Source organism: Acidovorax sp. SUPP2539 (assembly GCF_030158975.1).
GTDB lineage: Bacteria > Pseudomonadota > Gammaproteobacteria > Burkholderiales > Burkholderiaceae_C > Paracidovorax.
Map to the genome: position 1 here is coordinate 301020 of NZ_BQXJ01000004.1, position 17052 is coordinate 318071.

Consider the following 17052-nt stretch of genomic DNA (forward strand, 5'->3'; position numbering starts at 1 on the left):
CCCAGGGCGCGGTTGTGGTTAGCATGCCGGCCAGCCAATCTACAACCGGGAGCCTTCCATGGCCATGCAGCAAACCCTCATCGCCGCCGTGCTGGCGGTCGCCTGTGCGACAACCGCCCAGGCCGAATGCCTGAGCGACGTCCAGGTGGCCGAACTGGCCGCCCATTACTCGGGCAGGACGCCCGCCGCCAACCTGCCGCCCCTGAGCGATGCCGATGCCGCCTGCACGCGCGCCAAGTTCAATGCCTTGCTGGCGCACCGCCTGGGCCGGGTGGTGGGCTACAAGGCGGGGCTGACCAACCCTGCGGTGCAAAAGCGCTTCGGCACCGACAAGCCGGTGTGGGGCAAGCTGTACGAAGGCATGGTGCTGCGTGACGGCGCTGTGGTTGATGCGGCGTTCGGCGCCCGCCCGCTGTTCGAGGCCGACATGCTGGTGCGCGTGAAGAGCGCCGCCATCAACCATGCGCGCACGCCGATGGAGGTGCTGGAGCACATCGATCAGGTCATCCCTTTCATCGAGCTGCCCGACCTGCTGGTGCAGGCTCCGCCCCAACTCAACGGGGCCGGCGTGGCAGCCATCAACGTGGGGGCGCGGCTGGGCGTGGCTGGCGCCCCCATCGCCGTGCCGCGCCTGCGCGCGGAGCGCTATGCGATGGTGGACGCTCTCCAGAACATGGCGGTGACGCTCACCGATGGCCAGGGCGCTCGGCTGGGCGGCGGCAGGGGCAGCGACATCCTGGGCCACCCGCTCAACGCCGTCGTCTGGCTGGCCGAGGCGCTGGCCAAGGAGGACATCATCCTGCAGCCGGGCGATCTGGTGAGCCTGGGGTCGTTCTCCGCACTGCTGCCGCCGCGGCCGGGACTGGAGGTCACGGCCACGTTCGACGGGTTGCCGGGCGCGGTGCCAGTGCGCGTGACGTTCCGGTGATGCGTTGCCGTTGAGCGAGGGCCGGGAACGCCGGCCGGGGGCGAATAACCCGGCCCCGCCTGCCCACGGCCGAGTTGCGGGATGATCGGGCCCTTATCCTTTTGGCCCTTTTTCCGCCATCCCACGGGGTGGCCCGCGACCGTGACACCTTCCGCCCCATCTACCGCCCGGCTCACCCCGCAGATGCGCAGCGTCATCGACCGCATGGAGCGCGCCGGCCGGCCGCCCCTGCACACGCTGCCCCCCGCCGAGGCCCGCGCCGCCTACGAGGCCGGTGCCGGCGTGCTCGAAGTGCCCAAGGCCGCCCTCGAGCGCGTGGAAGACCTGCACATCCCCGCCCGTGACGGCCATGCCTTGCCGGCCCGCCTGTACGCCCCCACGCGCGGCGCGCCGCTGCCGGTGCTGCTGTACCTGCACGGTGGCGGTTTCACCATCGGCAGCGTGGCCACGCACGACGTGCTGTGCCGGGAACTTTCGCGCCTGGCGGGCTGCATGGTGGTGTCGCTGGACTACCGGCTGGCGCCGGAGCACCGGTTTCCCACGGCCTCCAACGATGCGTGGGATGCGCTGGCCTGGCTCGCGGCGCAGGCCCATGCACTGGGCGCCGACCCGGCGCGCATCGCCGTCGGGGGCGACAGCGCGGGCGGCACGCTGTCGGCCGTCAATGCCATCCTGGCGCGCGATGCCGGCCTGCCGCTTGCGCTGCAGTTGCTGTTCTACCCCGGCTGCACTGCCCACCAGGACACGCCCTCGCATGCTGCGTTCGCCCACGGCCTGGTGCTGGAGGAGCCCGCGATCACTTGGTTCTTCGGCCACTACGTGCGCGGGCCCGCGGACCGCGACGACTGGCGCTTCGCCCCGCTGAACGCGCCCGACGTCGACGGCGTGGCGCCGGCCTGGATCGGGCTGGCCGAATGCGATCCGCTGGTGGACGAAGGCGTGGCGTATGCCGACAAGCTGCGTGCCGCCGGCGTGGCGGTCGATCTGGAGATCTACCGAGGCGTGACGCACGAGTTCATCAAGATGGGCCGCGCGATCCCGGAAGCCCGCCAGGCGCATGCGGATGCGGCGCGGGCGCTGCGCACGGCGTTCGGGCTGGCCTGAGCGGGGCTGGCCGTGCCGGCTCAGCGCTTCTTGCAGGAGGCGGTGATCAGCTTGCGCGCCGGCTCGCCGGGGATGCCGGCGAAGGACACCGGCGCCTCGTCTTCCTTGAATTCCTCGCGCGCGGTCACGGGGCCTTGCCACACGGGCTCGGCGTAGTAGTTCAGGGCCAGGTACCACCCCTTTTGCGTGCCGCAGTCGATCACGGCCACGCCCTTGAACGAGCGGTAGGGGTGCTTGCGGTAGCTGGAGCGCTGGGTGCTGCGCGACACGCGCACCTCCATGGTGAACTGGTTCTGCCAGGGAATCTGCGTGGGGTTGATCTGCACCAGGTCGCCGGTCTTGTCTTCCGGAAAGCCCTGGATCGTGAGCCATTCTTCGTCGGTTTGCGCATGTGCCTGCGCCGCCAGGAGCAGGACCGCTAACAGGGCAGGGCGAAGGGGGGACACGGGGCCTCCAAGGATGGGGTGCAAACGGTGCAGCGGCGAATCTTATGCGATCTGCGCCGCGCCGCATTGACGTGGATCAAGGGGACAAAGCCGCATCAGGGTAATCCTGCGAAGGGGCGCGCTGCTGCGCTCCCTAAAATCGGTTGCGCTGCAAACCATCAAATCATGGGTGCCTCGCACCCCAGGAGCCCGCTGTGCCAGAAACCACGTCCCCCCCAACCCCCTCGACCGCACAGCAGAGGATCATCAAGAAGTACCCCAACCGCCGGCTGTACGACACCTCCACCTCCACCTACATCACCCTGGCCGAGGTCAAGCAGCTCGTGATGGCGGGCGAGCAGGTGGTGGTGCGCGATGCCAAGACCAGCGAAGACCTCACGCGCAGCATCCTGCTGCAGATCATTCTGGAAGAGGAAGCCGGCGGCGCGCCCATGTTCACCGAGGCCGTACTGGCCAACATCATCCGTTTCTACGGCCACGCCATGCAGGGCTTCATGGGCGCCTACCTGGAAAAGAACGTGCAGGTGTTCACCGACATCCAGGCCAAGATGGCCGAGCAGTCCAAGGGCATCACACCCGAGATGTGGTCGCAGTTCATGAACCTGCAGTCGCCCATGTTCAAGGGCATCATGGGCAGCTACGTGGACCAGTCGCAGGCCATCTTCACGCAGATGCAGGAGCAGATGCAAAAGCAGACCGAGCAGATGCTCGGCGCCTTCGGCATCAAGCGCTGAAGGCAGGCCCCAGAGCCCGGGCGAGGGCCTTGGAGCGGTAGCCCTGGGCCCGTGCGGCCGCGTCGGCCATGGACGGGCTTCGCCCAGCGCAGCGGAGCGCCGTCAGTCCTGCACGTGGGATTTACGGTGGGCGTCCTGAAAGATCCGGTGGATCAGTTCCCTGAACCACTTGTGCCCCGGATCGTGGTCGTTGCGCGGATGCCAGACGGCGTCGATGGACAGCGCCAACTCCGGCAACGGCATGGGAAAGGCGACGCAGTTCGATCCGGAAAGCACGCTGTCCATCCAGTGCGCCGGCATGGCCGCGATCAGGTCGGTGGATTCGATCACCGGCACCATGCCCTGCCACGTAGGCACCTGCACCATGACCCGGCGTGCCAGGCCGCGTTCGGCCAGCAGTTCGTCCAGGATGTTGCTGCCCACCCCTGACACCTTAAGGTGCCCCAGTTCGAGGTACTTTTCCAGCGTGAGCGGGGTGGAGGCTGCCGGGTGGCCCTTTCGCATCAGCACCATCCAGCGGTCATCAAGGATGCGCCGCGAGGCCGAGAGAACGGAGTGCCCCCGCGACACCGAGAGCCTGATTTCCACCCCTTCGTACTCGACGCGGTCCGACGGCTGGCGCATCTCGAATGACTGCACTGACAGGCTGATGCCGGGCGCCACGGAACACAGCTCGGTGCACAGGCGTGGTAGCAAGAGGACCCCCACGTAGTCGGAGACGCGCAGAAGAAACGTTCTGCGCGCCGTGCCGGGATCGAACGCGCCGGCCACGCCGATGGCGTTCTCGATTTCGCTGAAAGCCTTGCGGAAACGCGTCGCCAGGCGAACGGCTTCCGGGGTCGGAACCATGCCCTCTGCCGTGCGCAGCATCAGCGGATCATTGAACTGCTCGCGCAGGCGTCGCAGTGCGTGGCTGACGGCGGAGGAGGTCAGGTTGAGCCGGGCCGCCGCCTTGGCCACGCTGCGCTCCTCCACCAGCGCCTCGAACATCACCAGCAGGTTCAGATCGATTTTGCGAAGGTTGACGACCGCGCGGTCCTGCTGGGCAGGGGGGTGAATGTTGTTCATCTTGATGATGATGGTAATGAATTTGACTAACCACCCCTGCGGCAAAAACAATCCGGTCAGCAGTTCAACCCGACCGTTTGGAATCCATGCCCATCACAGACCGCCACGGCGCAACCCATCAGGCGCCGCCTGGTGAAACAGAAAGAGTCTTTCCGCAAGGGGCGTGCGACACGCACCTCCACGTCTTCGGATCCCCCGGCGAATTTCCGTACATCGCCGAGCGCGCCTACACCCCGCCACCTGCCACGATCGAGCAGTACTGGTCTGCCTACCGCCCTTTGGGAATGGACCGGTGCGTTCTGGTGCAGCCCAGCGTGTATGGGCGCGACCACTCGCTCTTGAAGCGGACATTGGGCGACGCGGCCGCGGGCAGCATGCGCGGCGTGGCCGTGATCTTCGAGGACACGCCAGACACCGAGATGGAGGAACTTCACCGGCTGGGCGTGCGGGGGGCTCGATGCAATGCGCTGTTCAGCGGGGGCGTTTCGATCGCCAGCGTGCAGTCGATTGCCGATCGGGTGAAAGGGCTGGGTTGGCACATCCAGCTGCTCGTCGACATCGATGAAGACATCCGCCTCGTCCAGGGCCTCGCCGAGAGTGGCACGACCGTGGTGGTGGACCACTTCGGCCACCCCTCGGACTGCAGCGACATCGACAGCCGGGGCATCCGGAGCCTGCGGAGCCTGATGCGGGAAGGGTGCGCCTGGGTCAAGTTCTCGGGCGCCTACCGGATCTCTGCGGCGGCATCCGGCGTGGACCCTGCCGTGCTGCCGCTGGCGCACAGCCTGGTGCAGGCCAATCCCCACCGCATCGTCTGGGGATCGGACTGGCCCCACCCCGGCATCGACGCCACGTCCATCGCCAGCGCGGAACTGGCGAGCCTCATCACCCACTGGTTTCCCGAGGAAATCAGGCGCAAGGCGCTGGTCGACAACCCGACCCGGCTTTATTGGGAAGACTGATTTTTCTAAAAAGGAGACATGGCATGTTCAATGCACCATCCAGCCGCAGAGGCTTTTTGCAAGGCGCCGCATCGCTCGCGGCATGTTCCATGGCCTTCCCGGCCGGGGCCCAGAACCGCTTTCCCTGGAAGCCGATCACGCTGGTGGTGCCCTTCGCTCCGGGAGGGAATGTGGACATCGTCGCGCGCTCGCTGGGCGTGCCGTTGACCAAGTGGGTCGGGCAGTCCGTGATCGTGGACAACCGTGCGGGCGGCGGGGGCGCCGTCGGAACGAGCACGGTGGCGCGGGCCGAGGCCGACGGGCACACCTTGCTGGTGGCAACGCCCGGGCAGTTGGGCACCCTTCCGGAAATCATCAAAACGCCGTACAAGGCCGACAGCCTGGTGCCGGTGGCGGTGCTCAGCCGCACACCGGTCGTCGTGGTCGTGCGTGCCAACGACCCGCGGTTCAAGACCGCGGCGGATTTCATCAAGGCGGTGAAGTCCACGAGCCAGGGCGTGACCGTCGGCCACGCGGGGCCGGGCTCTCCCAACCACCTGGCGTTGCTCCAGTTCGAGGATTCCGCCCAGGCCCAGGTCAATGCAGTGCCCTACAAAGGATCGGGGCCGGCGTTGGTGGACCTGATGGGGGGCCAGATCGACGCGGTGATCGATCAGATCACCAGCTCCACCCCGCACATCAAGGGTGGCGCGCTCCGCGCACTGATGGTGCTGGGACCGCAGGCGGGCGGGCTGCTCGCGAGCGTGCCGACGCAGGTCCAACTGGGCTTGCCGGTGTTCGATGCGACCACCTTCGTCGGGGTCTTCGCGCCCAAGGCGACGCCTGCCGCCAACGTTGCCAGCCTGCATGAATGGATCACCAAATCGGTGGCCCAGCCAGAGTTCACCAACGTGATCCGGGATCTGGGCAGCGAGCCGGTGGGGGAGGGCGGGGCCGCGCTGCAACGGCTGGTGAGTGGCGAAGTCGCCCTGGCCACGCGAATGGTCAAGCAAGGACGGCTCAAAGCCGACTGAGCCGTCACGTGGGCTTTGGCGTGAGGCCCGGCCGCACCCAGCCTGCCGAGGCCATCGCCCCGCCGCCCTTTCGATGCGCCGCGTTCGACCCTTGACGGGGCCACGCGGCGCAGGGCGCTTCTTTTCGTCATCGCAGGACCCTGAAATTGATTGCAATCATTCCAGCCCCGGCGCCGCTGGACGGCGACTACCCGCGCTTTCTTCAGGCATTGGCCGCCGAGGGTTTCCGGGGCGAAATCACATCGCAATACGCGGACCGCACCGTGCTGGCGACAGACAACTCGATCTATCAGCGGCTGCCCCAGGCCGTGGTCTTCCCGCGAGATGCCTCGGACGTCGAAACACTCGCGAAGCTGCTCGCCAGGCCGGAGCACCGGTGGGTGGTGGTTTCTCCGCGGGGCGGCGGCACGGGCACCAACGGGCAATCCCTGACCGATGGCATCGCGGTGGATCTTTCCCGGCATCTGAACCAGATCCTGTGGATCGATCCTGTGCGCAGGGTGGCCCGGGTGCAGGCCGGCGTCGTCAAGGACCAGTTGAATGCAGCGCTGAAAGCGCATGGATTGTTCTTTGCCCCCGAGCTGTCCACGTCCAACCGCGCCACGATCGGCGGCATGATCAACACGGACGCCAGCGGCCAGGGCAGTTGCACTTACGGCAAGACCCGCGACCACGTGCAGGTGCTGGACATGGTCCTGCTGGGGGGCGTGCGGTTTGCCAGCCGGTCGGTCGATGCCGAGGAACTGCCGTTGCGATTGAAGGAAAGCGGCCTGGTGGGCGACGTCTGGCGCTGCGCGCACCAGATCGCCACGGAGCATGCCGAGCTGATCGAGGCGCGCTTTCCCAAGCTCAATCGCTGCCTGACCGGCTATGACCTGGCGCACCTGAAAGAGCCCGGCGGTCGCTTCAACCTCAACAGCGTTTTGTGTGGGGCGGAAGGCTCGCTGGGCTTCGTCGTCGAGGCGGAAATCGGCCTGCTGCCCATCCCCCGCCATTCCATGCTGGTCAATGTGCGTTACGCCAGCTTCATGGACGCGCTGCGCGATGCGAGGGTGTTGATGGAGCACCGCCCGTTGTCGATCGAGACGGTCGATTCGCGGGTCTTGATGCTGGCAATGGAGGACATCGTCTGGCAGGACGTGGCGGAGTACTTCCCTGCCCAGGCCGACCCGGCGCCGACGCGTGGCATCAACCTCGTCGAATTCTGCGGGGACTCGGAGGACGAGGTGCGCACTCGCGTGGCGGCCTTCACCGGGCACCTTGCCTGCAACCCCACCGTGAGCCGTATCGGCCACACCATCGCATCGGGCCAAGTGGCCGTCGAGAAGGTCTATGCGATGCGCAAGCGCGCCGTCGGCCTGCTGGGCAACGTGCAGGGCGAGGCCCGGCCCCAGCCCTTCGTTGAAGACACGGCCGTGCCGCCAGAGAAGCTCGCCGATTACATCGAAGAGTTCAGGGCATTGCTGGACCGCCACGGGCTGAGCTATGGCATGTTCGGCCACGTGGATGCGGGTGTGCTGCACGTCCGGCCCGCCCTGGATCTGAAGGACCCCGCCCATGCGGCGTTGATCCGCACCATTTCCGACGAGGTCGCCGGGCTGACCCTGAAATACGGTGGCGTGCTCTGGGGCGAGCATGGCAAGGGAGTCCGTTCCGAATACGCGCCGAAGTATTTCGGTCCCCTGTATGCCGCACTGCAGGCGCTCAAGGCGGCATTCGATCCGCACAACCAGTTCAACCCGGGAAAGATCGCCACGCCCGCAGGCCAGAGTGCCCGGCTGCTGCGCATCGATGAGGTGCCGTTGCGTGCCGACGCCGATCGACAGATCGACGAACGGGTGTGGCAGAGCTATGCCAGCGCCGTCCATTGCAACGGCAATGGCGCTTGCTACAACTTCGATCCGGACGACGCGATGTGCCCGTCATGGAAGGCCACGCGCGAACGCAGGCACTCTCCGAAAGGACGTGCCTCGCTGCTGCGCGAGTGGCTGCGCCTGCAGGGCCGGGCGGGGGTGGATGTTCTGGCGGTGGCTGCGCGACAACCCCCGTTCCTGTCCGGATTGGCCAGGCGCTGGCGCAGCAGCCGCGAGCGCGCTGTCAACGGAGCGGACCGCTCCAGCGACTTTTCCCACGAGGTGTACGAGGCGATGTCCGGTTGCCTGGCGTGCAAGTCGTGCGCGGGGCAATGCCCTGTCAAGGTCAACGTTCCGGACTTCCGTGCGCGCTTTCTGGCGCTGTATCACACGCGGTATGGAAGGCCGTTGAAGGACTACCTCATCGGCTCGCTCGAATTCAGCGTTCCCTATCTGGCACGCATTCCATGGCTCTACAACGGTGCCATGTCCAATGCGGTGGTGGGCCGGATGCTGGAGCGCCATGCAGGCATGGTGGACAGCCCGCTGTTGAGCCGCTTCGACTTCCAGGCCACATTGAACCGCTGGGGCGTGCGCCGGGCCACGCCATCGTTGCTGGCCGCGCTGACGGACGCGCAACGCGCCCGGTCCGTGATCCTGGTGCAGGACGCTTTCACGCGCTATTTCGAGACGCCCGTGTTTTCCGCGTTCATCGAGTTGGCGTCCCGGCTGGGGTACACGGTCTGGCTGGCCCCTTTCATGCCCAACGGCAAGCCGCTTCATGTACTGGGCTTTCTGCAGGCCTTCGATCGAACGGCGTTCAAAAACGCGGAGATGCTTGGCGCTCTGGCATCGCATGGCGTGCCGCTGGTCGGTCTCGATCCTGCCATGACGCTCGTGTACCGCCAGGAATACGCGAAGCTGCCGTCTTTGAAAAAGCCGCCGGGCGTCCTGCTTGCGCAGGAATGGCTGCTGGAGGCGCTGCCCGCGCGGGCGTCGGAATCTCTTTCGGGGGACTTTCAGCTACTGAACCACTGCACCGAAAAAACGACCGCCCCTGCCGCCGCAGCGCTGTGGCCCCAGGTCTTCGCCCGTGCCGGTTTGAAGCTCAGTCCGCGGGCCAGTGGCTGCTGCGGCATGTCGGGAACCTACGGACACGAAAGCCTGAATGTGCAGACCTCGCGCCTCATCTACTCTCAATCGTGGGGTCCGATATTGAACGCCGAGCCGGCGCTGCAGACGGAGTTCCTGGCCACCGGCTATTCCTGCCGCAGCCAGGCCAAGCGGATGGACGACCGGCGTTTGCGGCATCCCGTGGAAGTCCTGCTTCAGTTCTATGAACAGCAGGAAACTTCCGCTCCTGTCGGCACGGGCTGCTGAACACGTGCATCCAGCCGCTTTTCACCTGCCAATGCACAATCGGCAAATCAAAGTATGATGGCCGTCATGCGAAAAGAAAAGACCAATGCCCGGACCGCTGCCAAAGAGGCCTCGCACGAGCGCATCGTGCAGGCCGCTGCGCGCGCCATCCGGCGCAGCGGCTATGACGGCACCGGCGTGGCCGACATCATGAAAGAGGCGGGTTTGACGCACGGTGCGTTCTATGCCCATTTCGAGTCCCGCGAAGCCATGCTGGCCGAAGCGGCAGACCGTGCCGGAGCCGAAGCCAACGCCGCCGCTGCGCGCATCGTCGCAGCCGTGCCGCCAGAGCAGTCCTTGCAAGCGCTGATGCAGATCTATCTGTCCAAAGAGCATCTGGTGGCTATCGAGACAGGCTGCCCGGTTTCCGCCCTGGGCTCCGAGATGCCGCGCCAATCGCCCGAAGTGCGTCGCGCGGCCACGCTCCGCATCAAGGAGATGATCGATCTGGTGGCCCGTCAGTCGCCCGATTGGGGACAGCCTGGGGCCCACGAGCGCGCGTTGGTGACCGTGGCCACCATGGTGGGCACGTTGGTGCTGGCCCGTGCCGTCGATGATGCGGCGTTGTCGGACTCGCTGTGCAGCGCCGCGTTGAAGAGCCTGGCCCCGTCCGGTGCGTGAGCCCACCGGACTTTTTTTGCTCATAAATATGATGATCATCATTTCAAAAGGCCTGTCAGCCAATGCTGCCGGGTTCGTCATTTGCACTGCCTGGAAAAAGGAAACACCATGAAAGCTTTCGTCCTGGACCGCTACGGAAAAAAAGAGCGCTTGCGTGCTGCCGATGTGCCTGAGCCGGACTTGCGTGACGACGAGGTGCTGATCCAGGTTCATGCGACCGCCGTGAACCTGCTGGATGCCAAGATCCGCAATGGCGAGTTCAAGCTCATCCTGCCGTATCGCACCCCCTTCGTCCTGGGCCACGATGTGGCCGGCGTGGTGGCGCGTGTCGGACCGCGTGTCCACCAGTTCAAGGTGGGCGACGAGGTGTACGCCAGGCCCGATGACTTGCGCATCGGCACGTTCGCCGAATTCGTGGCCGTGAAGGAAGACTCGGTGGCGATGAAGCCCAGGAACCTCACCATGGAGGAGGCTGCGTCCATCCCCCTGGTGGGCTTGACGGCTTGGCAGGCGCTGGTCGAAAAGGCAAAGCTCAAGAAGGGGCAGAAGGTTTTCATCCAGGCAGGCTCCGGGGGCGTGGGCACGTTTGCCATCCAATTGGCCAAGCACCTGGGCGCGACGGTTGCCACCACCACCAGCTCCCGCAACGTCGCTCTCGTGAAGCGCCTGGGCGCGGATGTCGTCATCGACTACAAGAACGAAGCCTTTGAAGACCACCTGAGCGGCTACGACGTGGTGCTGAACAGCCAGGATGGCAAGACCCTCGCGAAGTCCCTGGGCGTGCTCAAGCCGGGTGGAACCCTCGTTTCCATCTCGGGGCCACCGGACCCGCGTTTCGCCGAAGACATCCAAGCCCCATGGTGGGTGAAGCAGGTGATGGGCGTCCTCAGCTCTGGCGCCCGCAAGCAAGCCCGGCGCCTCGATGTCGCCTACGCATTCCTGTTCATGAAGGCCAGCGGAAGCCAGTTGCGGCAGATCACGCCGCTGATCGAGTCGGGCGCCATCCGTCCGGTGATCGACCAGGTCTTCCCCTTCGAATCCACCAACGATGCCCTGGCGTACGTCGAAAGCGGCCGAGCCAAAGGCAAGGTGGTCATCAAGGTCCGATGAACCGTTCCATCGAACCACATCGCACGTCCGTAAATATGACGGTCGTCATTTGAAATCTCAATCCAACCCTTTGGAGCTCCCCATGCACATTGAAAACTCCGTCGTCCTCGTCACGGGCGCCAACCGCGGCATCGGCCTTGCCTTCGCGCGCGAACTGCTTGCGCGAGGTGCTCGCAAGGTTTACGCCGCCGCGCGCGACGCTGCTACCGTCACCTTGCCCGGCGTGCAGGCCCTGCGGCTTGACGTCACCAAGCCCGAGGAGGTCGCTGCTGCGGCCCAGCAGGCCGCCGACGTGAACCTGGTGATCAACAACGCGGGCATTGCCCAGCCGGGTGGTTTTCTGGATCAGGACAGCGACGCGGTGGCGCGCCGCTTGTTCGAGACGAACTTCTTTGGTGTGCTGAACGTGAGCAAGGCCTTTGCGCCCGTGCTTCAGGCGAATGGCGGTGGCGCACTGCTCAACGTTCTGTCGGTGGCGTCGTGGGTCAATGGTGGCGAGCTGGCCGCTTATTCGGCCAGCAAGTCGGCGGCGTGGTCGTTGACCAACGCACTGCGCCATGAGCTGGCCGGGCAGAAGACCCAGGTGCTGGGCCTGCACATGGCGTATGTGGACACCGACCTCACCAAGGGTTTCGAGGTTCCTAAAAGCAGCGCCGAGGAGATCGTGCAGCGTGCGCTCGACGGACTGGAGGCCGGCGCCGATGAGGTATTGGCCGATGTGCTCACCCAGCAGGTGAGGCAGGGCCTGACAGCGCCGCGCCCGGTCTACCTGCCCCAGGCACTTTGAGCCCCGGTCACACTGGCATGCCACTCGACACACTCCCTGCGCCTGCCGTGAAGAGTGGCGCCAGCGCGTGATCACGGCGCCCGTGGTGAGAAGCGAGAGCTTTGGAACACAGCATGCCCGGTGCCAGACAGAGCCTCGGAACCCATGATTTCAAGGGTGGAGATGCAGCGCGGCTGAGGTCAATTCCTGGCCTCATTTACAATGTCCGGTTATCTTGCCCGCTGGGCCGTCCTGCGAAACCTAAATGAAATCAGATACTTACGATGAAATCGCGACGCCAGAGACGATGAAGGTCCCCAAGGTAGGCTTCGTCAGTCTTGGCTGCCCCAAAGCCCTGACCGACTCCGAACTGATCCTCACGCAGCTGAGCGCCGAGGGCTACCAGACCTCCAAGACTTTCGAAGGTGCCGATCTCGTCATCGTCAACACCTGCGGCTTCATCGACGATGCGGTCAAGGAAAGCCTGGACACCATCGGCGAGGCGCTGGCCGAGAACGGCAAGGTCATCGTCACCGGCTGCCTGGGTGCGCGGTCCGGCGACGGTGGCGGGAACCTGGTGCGGCAGATGCACCCCAGCGTGCTGGCCGTCACCGGCCCCCATGCGACGCAGGAGGTGATGGATGCCGTCCACCTCAACCTGCCCAAGCCGCACGACCCGTTCATCGACCTGGTGCCGGGCAGCTTCGGCGTGGCGGGCATCAAGCTCACGCCCAAGCACTACGCATACCTCAAGATCAGCGAGGGCTGCAACCACCGCTGCACCTTCTGCATCATCCCCTCCATGCGCGGCGACCTCGTCTCGCGTCCCATCGGCGATGTGCTGAGCGAGGCCAAGGCTTTGTTCGAAGGCGGCGTCAAGGAACTGCTGGTCATCAGCCAGGACACCTCGGCGTTCGGCGTCGATGTGAAGTACCGCACGGGTTTCTGGGACGGCAAGCCCGTCAAGACCCGCATGCTGGAGTTGGTGCAAACCCTGGGCGAGATCGCCGAACCCTACGGCGCCTGGGTGCGCCTGCACTACGTGTACCCCTACCCGAGCGTCGATGAGGTCATCCCCCTCATGGCCACGGGCAAGGTGCTGCCGTACCTGGACGTGCCGTTCCAGCACAGCCACCCGGACGTGCTCAAGCGCATGAAGCGCCCCGCCAGCGGCGAGCGCAATCTGGAGCGCATCCAGCGCTGGCGCGAGACCTGTCCCGAAATCGTCATCCGCAGCACCTTCATCGCCGGCTTTCCGGGCGAGACCGAAGAAGAGTTCCAGCACCTCCTGGACTTCGTGCGTGAGGCTCAGATCGACCGTGCAGGTTGCTTCGCCTACAGCGACGTGAACGGCGCGGTGGCCAATGAACTGCCCGGCATGCTGCCGATGGAATTGCGCGAAGAGCGCCGCGCACGCTTCATGGCCGTGGCCGAGGAAGTGTCCGCCGCCAAGCTGCGCAGCCGCGTGGGCGCCACCATGCAGGTGCTGGTCGACTCCGCCCCCGCGCTGGGCAGAAAGGGCGGCACCGGCCGCACCTATGCCGATGCGCCCGAGATCGACGGCGTGGTGCACCTGCTGCCGCCCGAGAAGATCAGCAAGACGATGAAGGTGGGCGAGTTCACCCGAGCCCGCATCGTCGGCACGCAGGGACACGATCTGGTCGCACTGCCGATCTGACCGGAAGAAGGGGCCGTGAGGCCCGCGCAGGCGGGTCGCCGCGGCGGCGCAGGGCTGACGGCAGATACCGCCCACCGCGCCGTGCCATGGCGGCGATTGATCGCTCGCCGCATAGCCCGAGCACGCCGCCATGGCAACCCCACGCCGTCTATCTGCGCAATAGGCGCGGCGCCCTGCCGTCGCGGGCCTGCTGCGGGCCCGGGCTACGTATCATCGACCTCCCATGCCCATGTTCCCCTTGCCGCGCACCGCCACCGCGCCTTTTTGCCCGTCCGAAGTCAAGGGCAGCGTCCAGGTGGACCCCGGCCTCCCGTTTTCCAAAAAGCTGCTGCGCTACGCAGGGCCGGGCCTGCTGGTCTCGGTGGGCTACATGGACCCCGGCAATTGGGCGACGGACATCGAGGCCGGCTCGCGCTTCGGCTACGGGCTGCTCTTCGTCGTGCTGCTGGCGAGCCTCGCCGCCATGCTGCTGCAGACCCTGTGCGTGCGTCTGGGGCTGGTGGCGCGCCGGGACCTGGCCCAGTTGTGCCGCGAGCGCTATTCCCCCGCCGTGAACCGGTGCCTCTGGCTGGGGGCGGAACTGGCGATCGTGGCCTGCGACCTGGCCGAGGTGCTGGGCAGCGCGCTGGCGCTGCACCTGCTGTTCGGCGTGTCGATTCCGGTGGGCATCGCCATCACGGCCTTCGACACCGTGCTGGTGCTGGGCTTGCAGGGCGCGGGGTTCCGGCGGGTGGAGGCCATCGTGCTGGCGCTGGTGGCCACCATCGCCGCATGCTTTGCGGTGGAACTGGCGTTCTCGCAGCCGATCTGGTCGCAGGTGGCGATGGGCTTCGTGCCCAGCCTGGAGCGGCTGCAGCAGCCCGGGGCGCTGTACCTGGCCATCGGCATCGTGGGCGCCACGGTCATGCCGCACAACCTGTACCTGCACTCGTCCATCGTGCAGACCCGGCTGGTGGCCGACACCGATGCGGCGCGGCGCGAGGCCATTCGTTTCTGCACCTGGGATGCCGTGGTGTCGCTGTCGCTCGCGCTGCTGGTGAACGCGGCCATCATGGTGCTGGCCGCCAGTGCCTTCCACCATAGCGGCCACCGCGACGTGGCCGACATCGCCGACGCGTACCACCTCATCGAACCCCTGGTGGGCAGCGCCCTCGCGGCCGCGCTCTTCGGCATCGCGCTGCTGGCCTCGGGCCAGAGTTCGACCTTCACGGGCACCATCGCCGGGCAGATCGTGATGGAAGGATTCCTGGATCTCAAGATTCCCTGCTGGCAGCGGCGCCTCATCACGCGGGGCCTGGCGCTGGTGCCGGCTTTCGTGGGCGTGTGGTGGCTGGGCGATGCGGGTGTGGGCAAGATGCTGGTGCTCAGCCAGGTGGTGCTGAGCTTTCAGCTGCCCTTCGCGATGTGGCCGCTGATCCGGTTCAGCAGCAGCCCCGAGGTGATGGGCCGCTTTGCCACCGGACGGACCCTCCGGCTGGCGGCCTGGGGGCTGTTTGCCGTGATCTCGCTGGCGAATCTCTGGCTGGTGGCAGCGGTGTTCGGTTGAGAGAGGCGGCTACCGCAGGCCACCGCCGCGTTCAGCTCAATTGGTCGGATAGGCCGTCAGCAGAATCCATTTGCTGCCGACCCTTTCGAAGTCGAGCTGAACGTTGGAGAACTGCGATTTGGTCTTGGTGGTGCATTCGCCGTTGGCGTTGGCCGCGGTGCAGTTGAAGCCGCCGATCAGGTCTTGCTTCAGCACGCTGTAGACCGTCACCTTTTGTCGTGCATGCGTGCCGGAGCACTTGACGGCATTTCCTTTGTATTTCTTCGGGTCCTGGTAGCTGTTCCAGAAGGCGCTGTAGTCTCCCACGCTGGAGAACAGCGTCTTGTCCTGCTGGCTGGAACCCTTGGGCGGTGTCGCGCCGAAGACGTGCTGGTTGAGGTGGCCGCCATCGGCGTTGTTGTTGGCCGAGACGGCGCTGTGCTGCACGGTCGCGATGGCGCGGCATTCCACGGCGTGGGCGGTGCGGCTGAGGCCCGGGGCCATGAGCAGCGCGGCCATGGCGGACAGCGCCAAGGGGGTGGTGGACGAAAAAAAGCGGATCGAATGCATGCGGGCTCCCTGGGTGTTATGTAAGGCAATCGTCACCGGAAGGCCTTGCAATTGCCCACCCCAAGCCCCTGTGCCATGGCGGGCCTGGATGCTGGCAAGGGGTGTGCGCCTGTCGGTCTTCCGGTGGCTCCATTCTGGAAAGACTCCCCTTGCAGCGCTCTGAAGATTGCGTGAATCCTCCTGAAATGGGCTGAAGCGCGGCAGCGCACGCTTCGTGCGCGAGGCTATCGCGGCGCTGGGTGGCGTGCGGCCATGCGCGATCCAAAGTTCATCCCTGCCACGGCCATGAGGATTGCGACGGCGCCACCGACCTGCATCGGGCTCAGCCGATGGCCGAAGGCCCACGCGTCCACCCCGATGGCCACGATGGGATAGATGAACGACAGAACGCCCACCATCGACGTCGATAGCTTCTGGATGGCGCTGTACAGGAGCGTGGACATCAGGCCCGTGTGAATGAATCCGATCGCCAGCAGCAAACCCCAGGTGGGTAGCGTCGATCCGCCCGTCGGGGCCTGGGCGAACGGCAGCAAAAGCAGGGTGCCGACGATCAGCTGGATCAGGACGATCAGGCGGGGCGGCACGCCGCTCAGCCTTTTGGTGATCGCGGCCGCCATGGCGTAGAAGAACGCGGCGGCCAGTGCCAGTCCGACGCCTTCCAGGTAGCCGGAGGGCGGCGCGCCCCACTGTCCACCACCGACGACGATGAGCACGAGGCCGCCAAACGCGATGCCCAGCCAACCCGCTTGCGACGCGGTCCGCTTTTCTCCGAAGAACAGCGCCCCCAGGACCACCAGCATGAAGGGCTGGGTATGGTAGGTCACCGTGGCAATCGCGATGGATGCGTGCGAGTAGGCGGCAAACAGCAGGCCCCAGCTGGCCGCCAGGGCGATGCCGCCGAGTGCGGCCATGCCGGCTTGCCTGCGGCCGATGTCCCATCGCGCCGGCTGGCCCGGAAGGAGACAGAGCATCAGCAGCGCCGCGGCACCGAAAGCGCAGCGCCAGAAGACCACTGCGCCGGCAAGCATTCCGGTCTGCAGCACCAGCCAGCCCACCGTGCCGGCGATGACCATGGCGGTGGTCATCTCCAGCGTCCCTGCCGTTTTCGGATGCATGGATCGTTGCCTGTGTGGATTGCCCAGTCGCCTGGGCAAGGGGTCGGAATGATGCGGGCTGTTCTTTAAAAAGAACGAATGAGCGGTATGATGAACTGGCTGGAATCGTTCGTCAAGACGAACGATTGTTCTTTTTGACG

At 65.9% G+C, this 17052-nt stretch carries 15 protein-coding genes; 11 read left to right on the plus strand and 4 right to left on the minus strand.

Features of this window, described 5'->3' with window-relative positions:
* The first annotated feature begins 58 nt into the window (after nucleotides 1-58).
* Together AVTE2539_RS16040 and AVTE2539_RS16045 are read left to right on the plus strand one after the other, a co-directional pair.
* Nucleotides 59-928: a 2-keto-4-pentenoate hydratase gene (locus AVTE2539_RS16040; RefSeq protein ID WP_284412058.1), complete on the plus strand. Its 870-nt coding sequence runs from the start codon at nucleotides 59-61 to the stop codon at nucleotides 926-928.
* A gap of 183 nt (nucleotides 929-1111) precedes the next feature.
* Nucleotides 1112-2032: an alpha/beta hydrolase gene (locus AVTE2539_RS16045; protein ID WP_284412477.1), complete on the plus strand. Its 921-nt coding sequence runs from the start codon at nucleotides 1112-1114 to the stop codon at nucleotides 2030-2032.
* A 20-nt stretch (nucleotides 2033-2052) separates the two neighbouring features.
* Here AVTE2539_RS16045 and AVTE2539_RS16050 read toward each other — a convergent pair whose 3' ends face one another.
* Entirely contained in the window at nucleotides 2053-2478 is a 426-nt protein-coding gene (locus AVTE2539_RS16050) for a surface-adhesin E family protein (RefSeq protein ID WP_284412060.1), read from the minus strand.
* A 194-nt stretch (nucleotides 2479-2672) separates the two neighbouring features.
* On the opposite strand from AVTE2539_RS16050, the gene phaR reads away from it, so the two are divergent.
* Nucleotides 2673-3212, plus strand: a complete 540-nt coding sequence (gene phaR / locus AVTE2539_RS16055; RefSeq protein WP_272568591.1) for a polyhydroxyalkanoate synthesis repressor PhaR — start codon at nucleotides 2673-2675, stop codon at nucleotides 3210-3212.
* A 102-nt stretch (nucleotides 3213-3314) separates the two neighbouring features.
* Here the strand turns inward: phaR and AVTE2539_RS16060 are convergent, their stop codons facing one another.
* Nucleotides 3315-4280 (minus strand): LysR family transcriptional regulator, encoded by a 966-nt coding sequence (locus AVTE2539_RS16060; protein ID WP_284412062.1) that lies wholly within the window; start codon nucleotides 4278-4280, stop codon nucleotides 3315-3317.
* Between the two features lie 86 nt (nucleotides 4281-4366).
* Between AVTE2539_RS16060 and AVTE2539_RS16065 the strand changes: the two genes are divergently transcribed.
* The 8 genes from AVTE2539_RS16065 (at nucleotide 4367) to AVTE2539_RS16100 (ending at nucleotide 15248) form a co-directional block, all read left to right on the plus strand.
* Entirely contained in the window at nucleotides 4367-5242 is an 876-nt protein-coding gene (locus tag AVTE2539_RS16065) for an amidohydrolase family protein (RefSeq protein WP_284412064.1), read from the plus strand.
* A 23-nt stretch (nucleotides 5243-5265) separates the two neighbouring features.
* The gene (locus AVTE2539_RS16070; protein WP_284412066.1) at nucleotides 5266-6255 is read left to right on the plus strand and encodes a Bug family tripartite tricarboxylate transporter substrate binding protein; all 990 of its coding nucleotides are present in this window, start codon (nucleotides 5266-5268) and stop codon (nucleotides 6253-6255) included.
* A gap of 149 nt (nucleotides 6256-6404) precedes the next feature.
* Complete coding sequence (ydiJ, locus tag AVTE2539_RS16075) at nucleotides 6405-9488, plus strand: D-2-hydroxyglutarate dehydrogenase YdiJ (RefSeq protein WP_284412481.1); 3084 nt, start codon at nucleotides 6405-6407, stop codon at nucleotides 9486-9488.
* 54 nt (nucleotides 9489-9542) lie between these two features.
* Nucleotides 9543-10148, plus strand: a complete 606-nt coding sequence (locus tag AVTE2539_RS16080) for a TetR/AcrR family transcriptional regulator (RefSeq protein WP_284412069.1) — start codon at nucleotides 9543-9545, stop codon at nucleotides 10146-10148.
* A 108-nt stretch (nucleotides 10149-10256) separates the two neighbouring features.
* A complete protein-coding gene (locus AVTE2539_RS16085; protein ID WP_284412071.1) occupies nucleotides 10257-11258 on the plus strand; it encodes an NADP-dependent oxidoreductase in 1002 nt (333 codons plus the stop codon).
* Nucleotides 11259-11340: 82 nt separating this feature from the next.
* Nucleotides 11341-12045 carry an SDR family oxidoreductase gene (locus AVTE2539_RS16090; RefSeq protein WP_284412073.1) on the plus strand — a complete coding sequence of 235 codons (705 nt, stop codon included), beginning with the start codon at nucleotides 11341-11343 and terminating at the stop codon, nucleotides 12043-12045.
* A gap of 244 nt (nucleotides 12046-12289) precedes the next feature.
* Complete coding sequence (gene rimO / locus AVTE2539_RS16095; RefSeq protein WP_284398575.1) at nucleotides 12290-13702, plus strand: 30S ribosomal protein S12 methylthiotransferase RimO; 1413 nt, start codon at nucleotides 12290-12292, stop codon at nucleotides 13700-13702.
* Between the two features lie 229 nt (nucleotides 13703-13931).
* Nucleotides 13932-15248, plus strand: coding sequence for an Nramp family divalent metal transporter (locus tag AVTE2539_RS16100; RefSeq protein WP_284412486.1), 1317 nt, complete (start codon nucleotides 13932-13934; stop codon nucleotides 15246-15248).
* Nucleotides 15249-15284: 36 nt separating this feature from the next.
* On the opposite strand, the gene AVTE2539_RS16105 is transcribed toward AVTE2539_RS16100, so the two are convergent.
* Complete coding sequence (locus tag AVTE2539_RS16105; RefSeq protein WP_284412075.1) at nucleotides 15285-15797, minus strand: hypothetical protein; 513 nt, start codon at nucleotides 15795-15797, stop codon at nucleotides 15285-15287.
* A gap of 224 nt (nucleotides 15798-16021) precedes the next feature.
* Complete coding sequence (locus tag AVTE2539_RS16110) at nucleotides 16022-16912, minus strand: DMT family transporter (protein ID WP_284412077.1); 891 nt, start codon at nucleotides 16910-16912, stop codon at nucleotides 16022-16024.
* Nucleotides 16913-17052 lie beyond the last annotated feature (140 nt).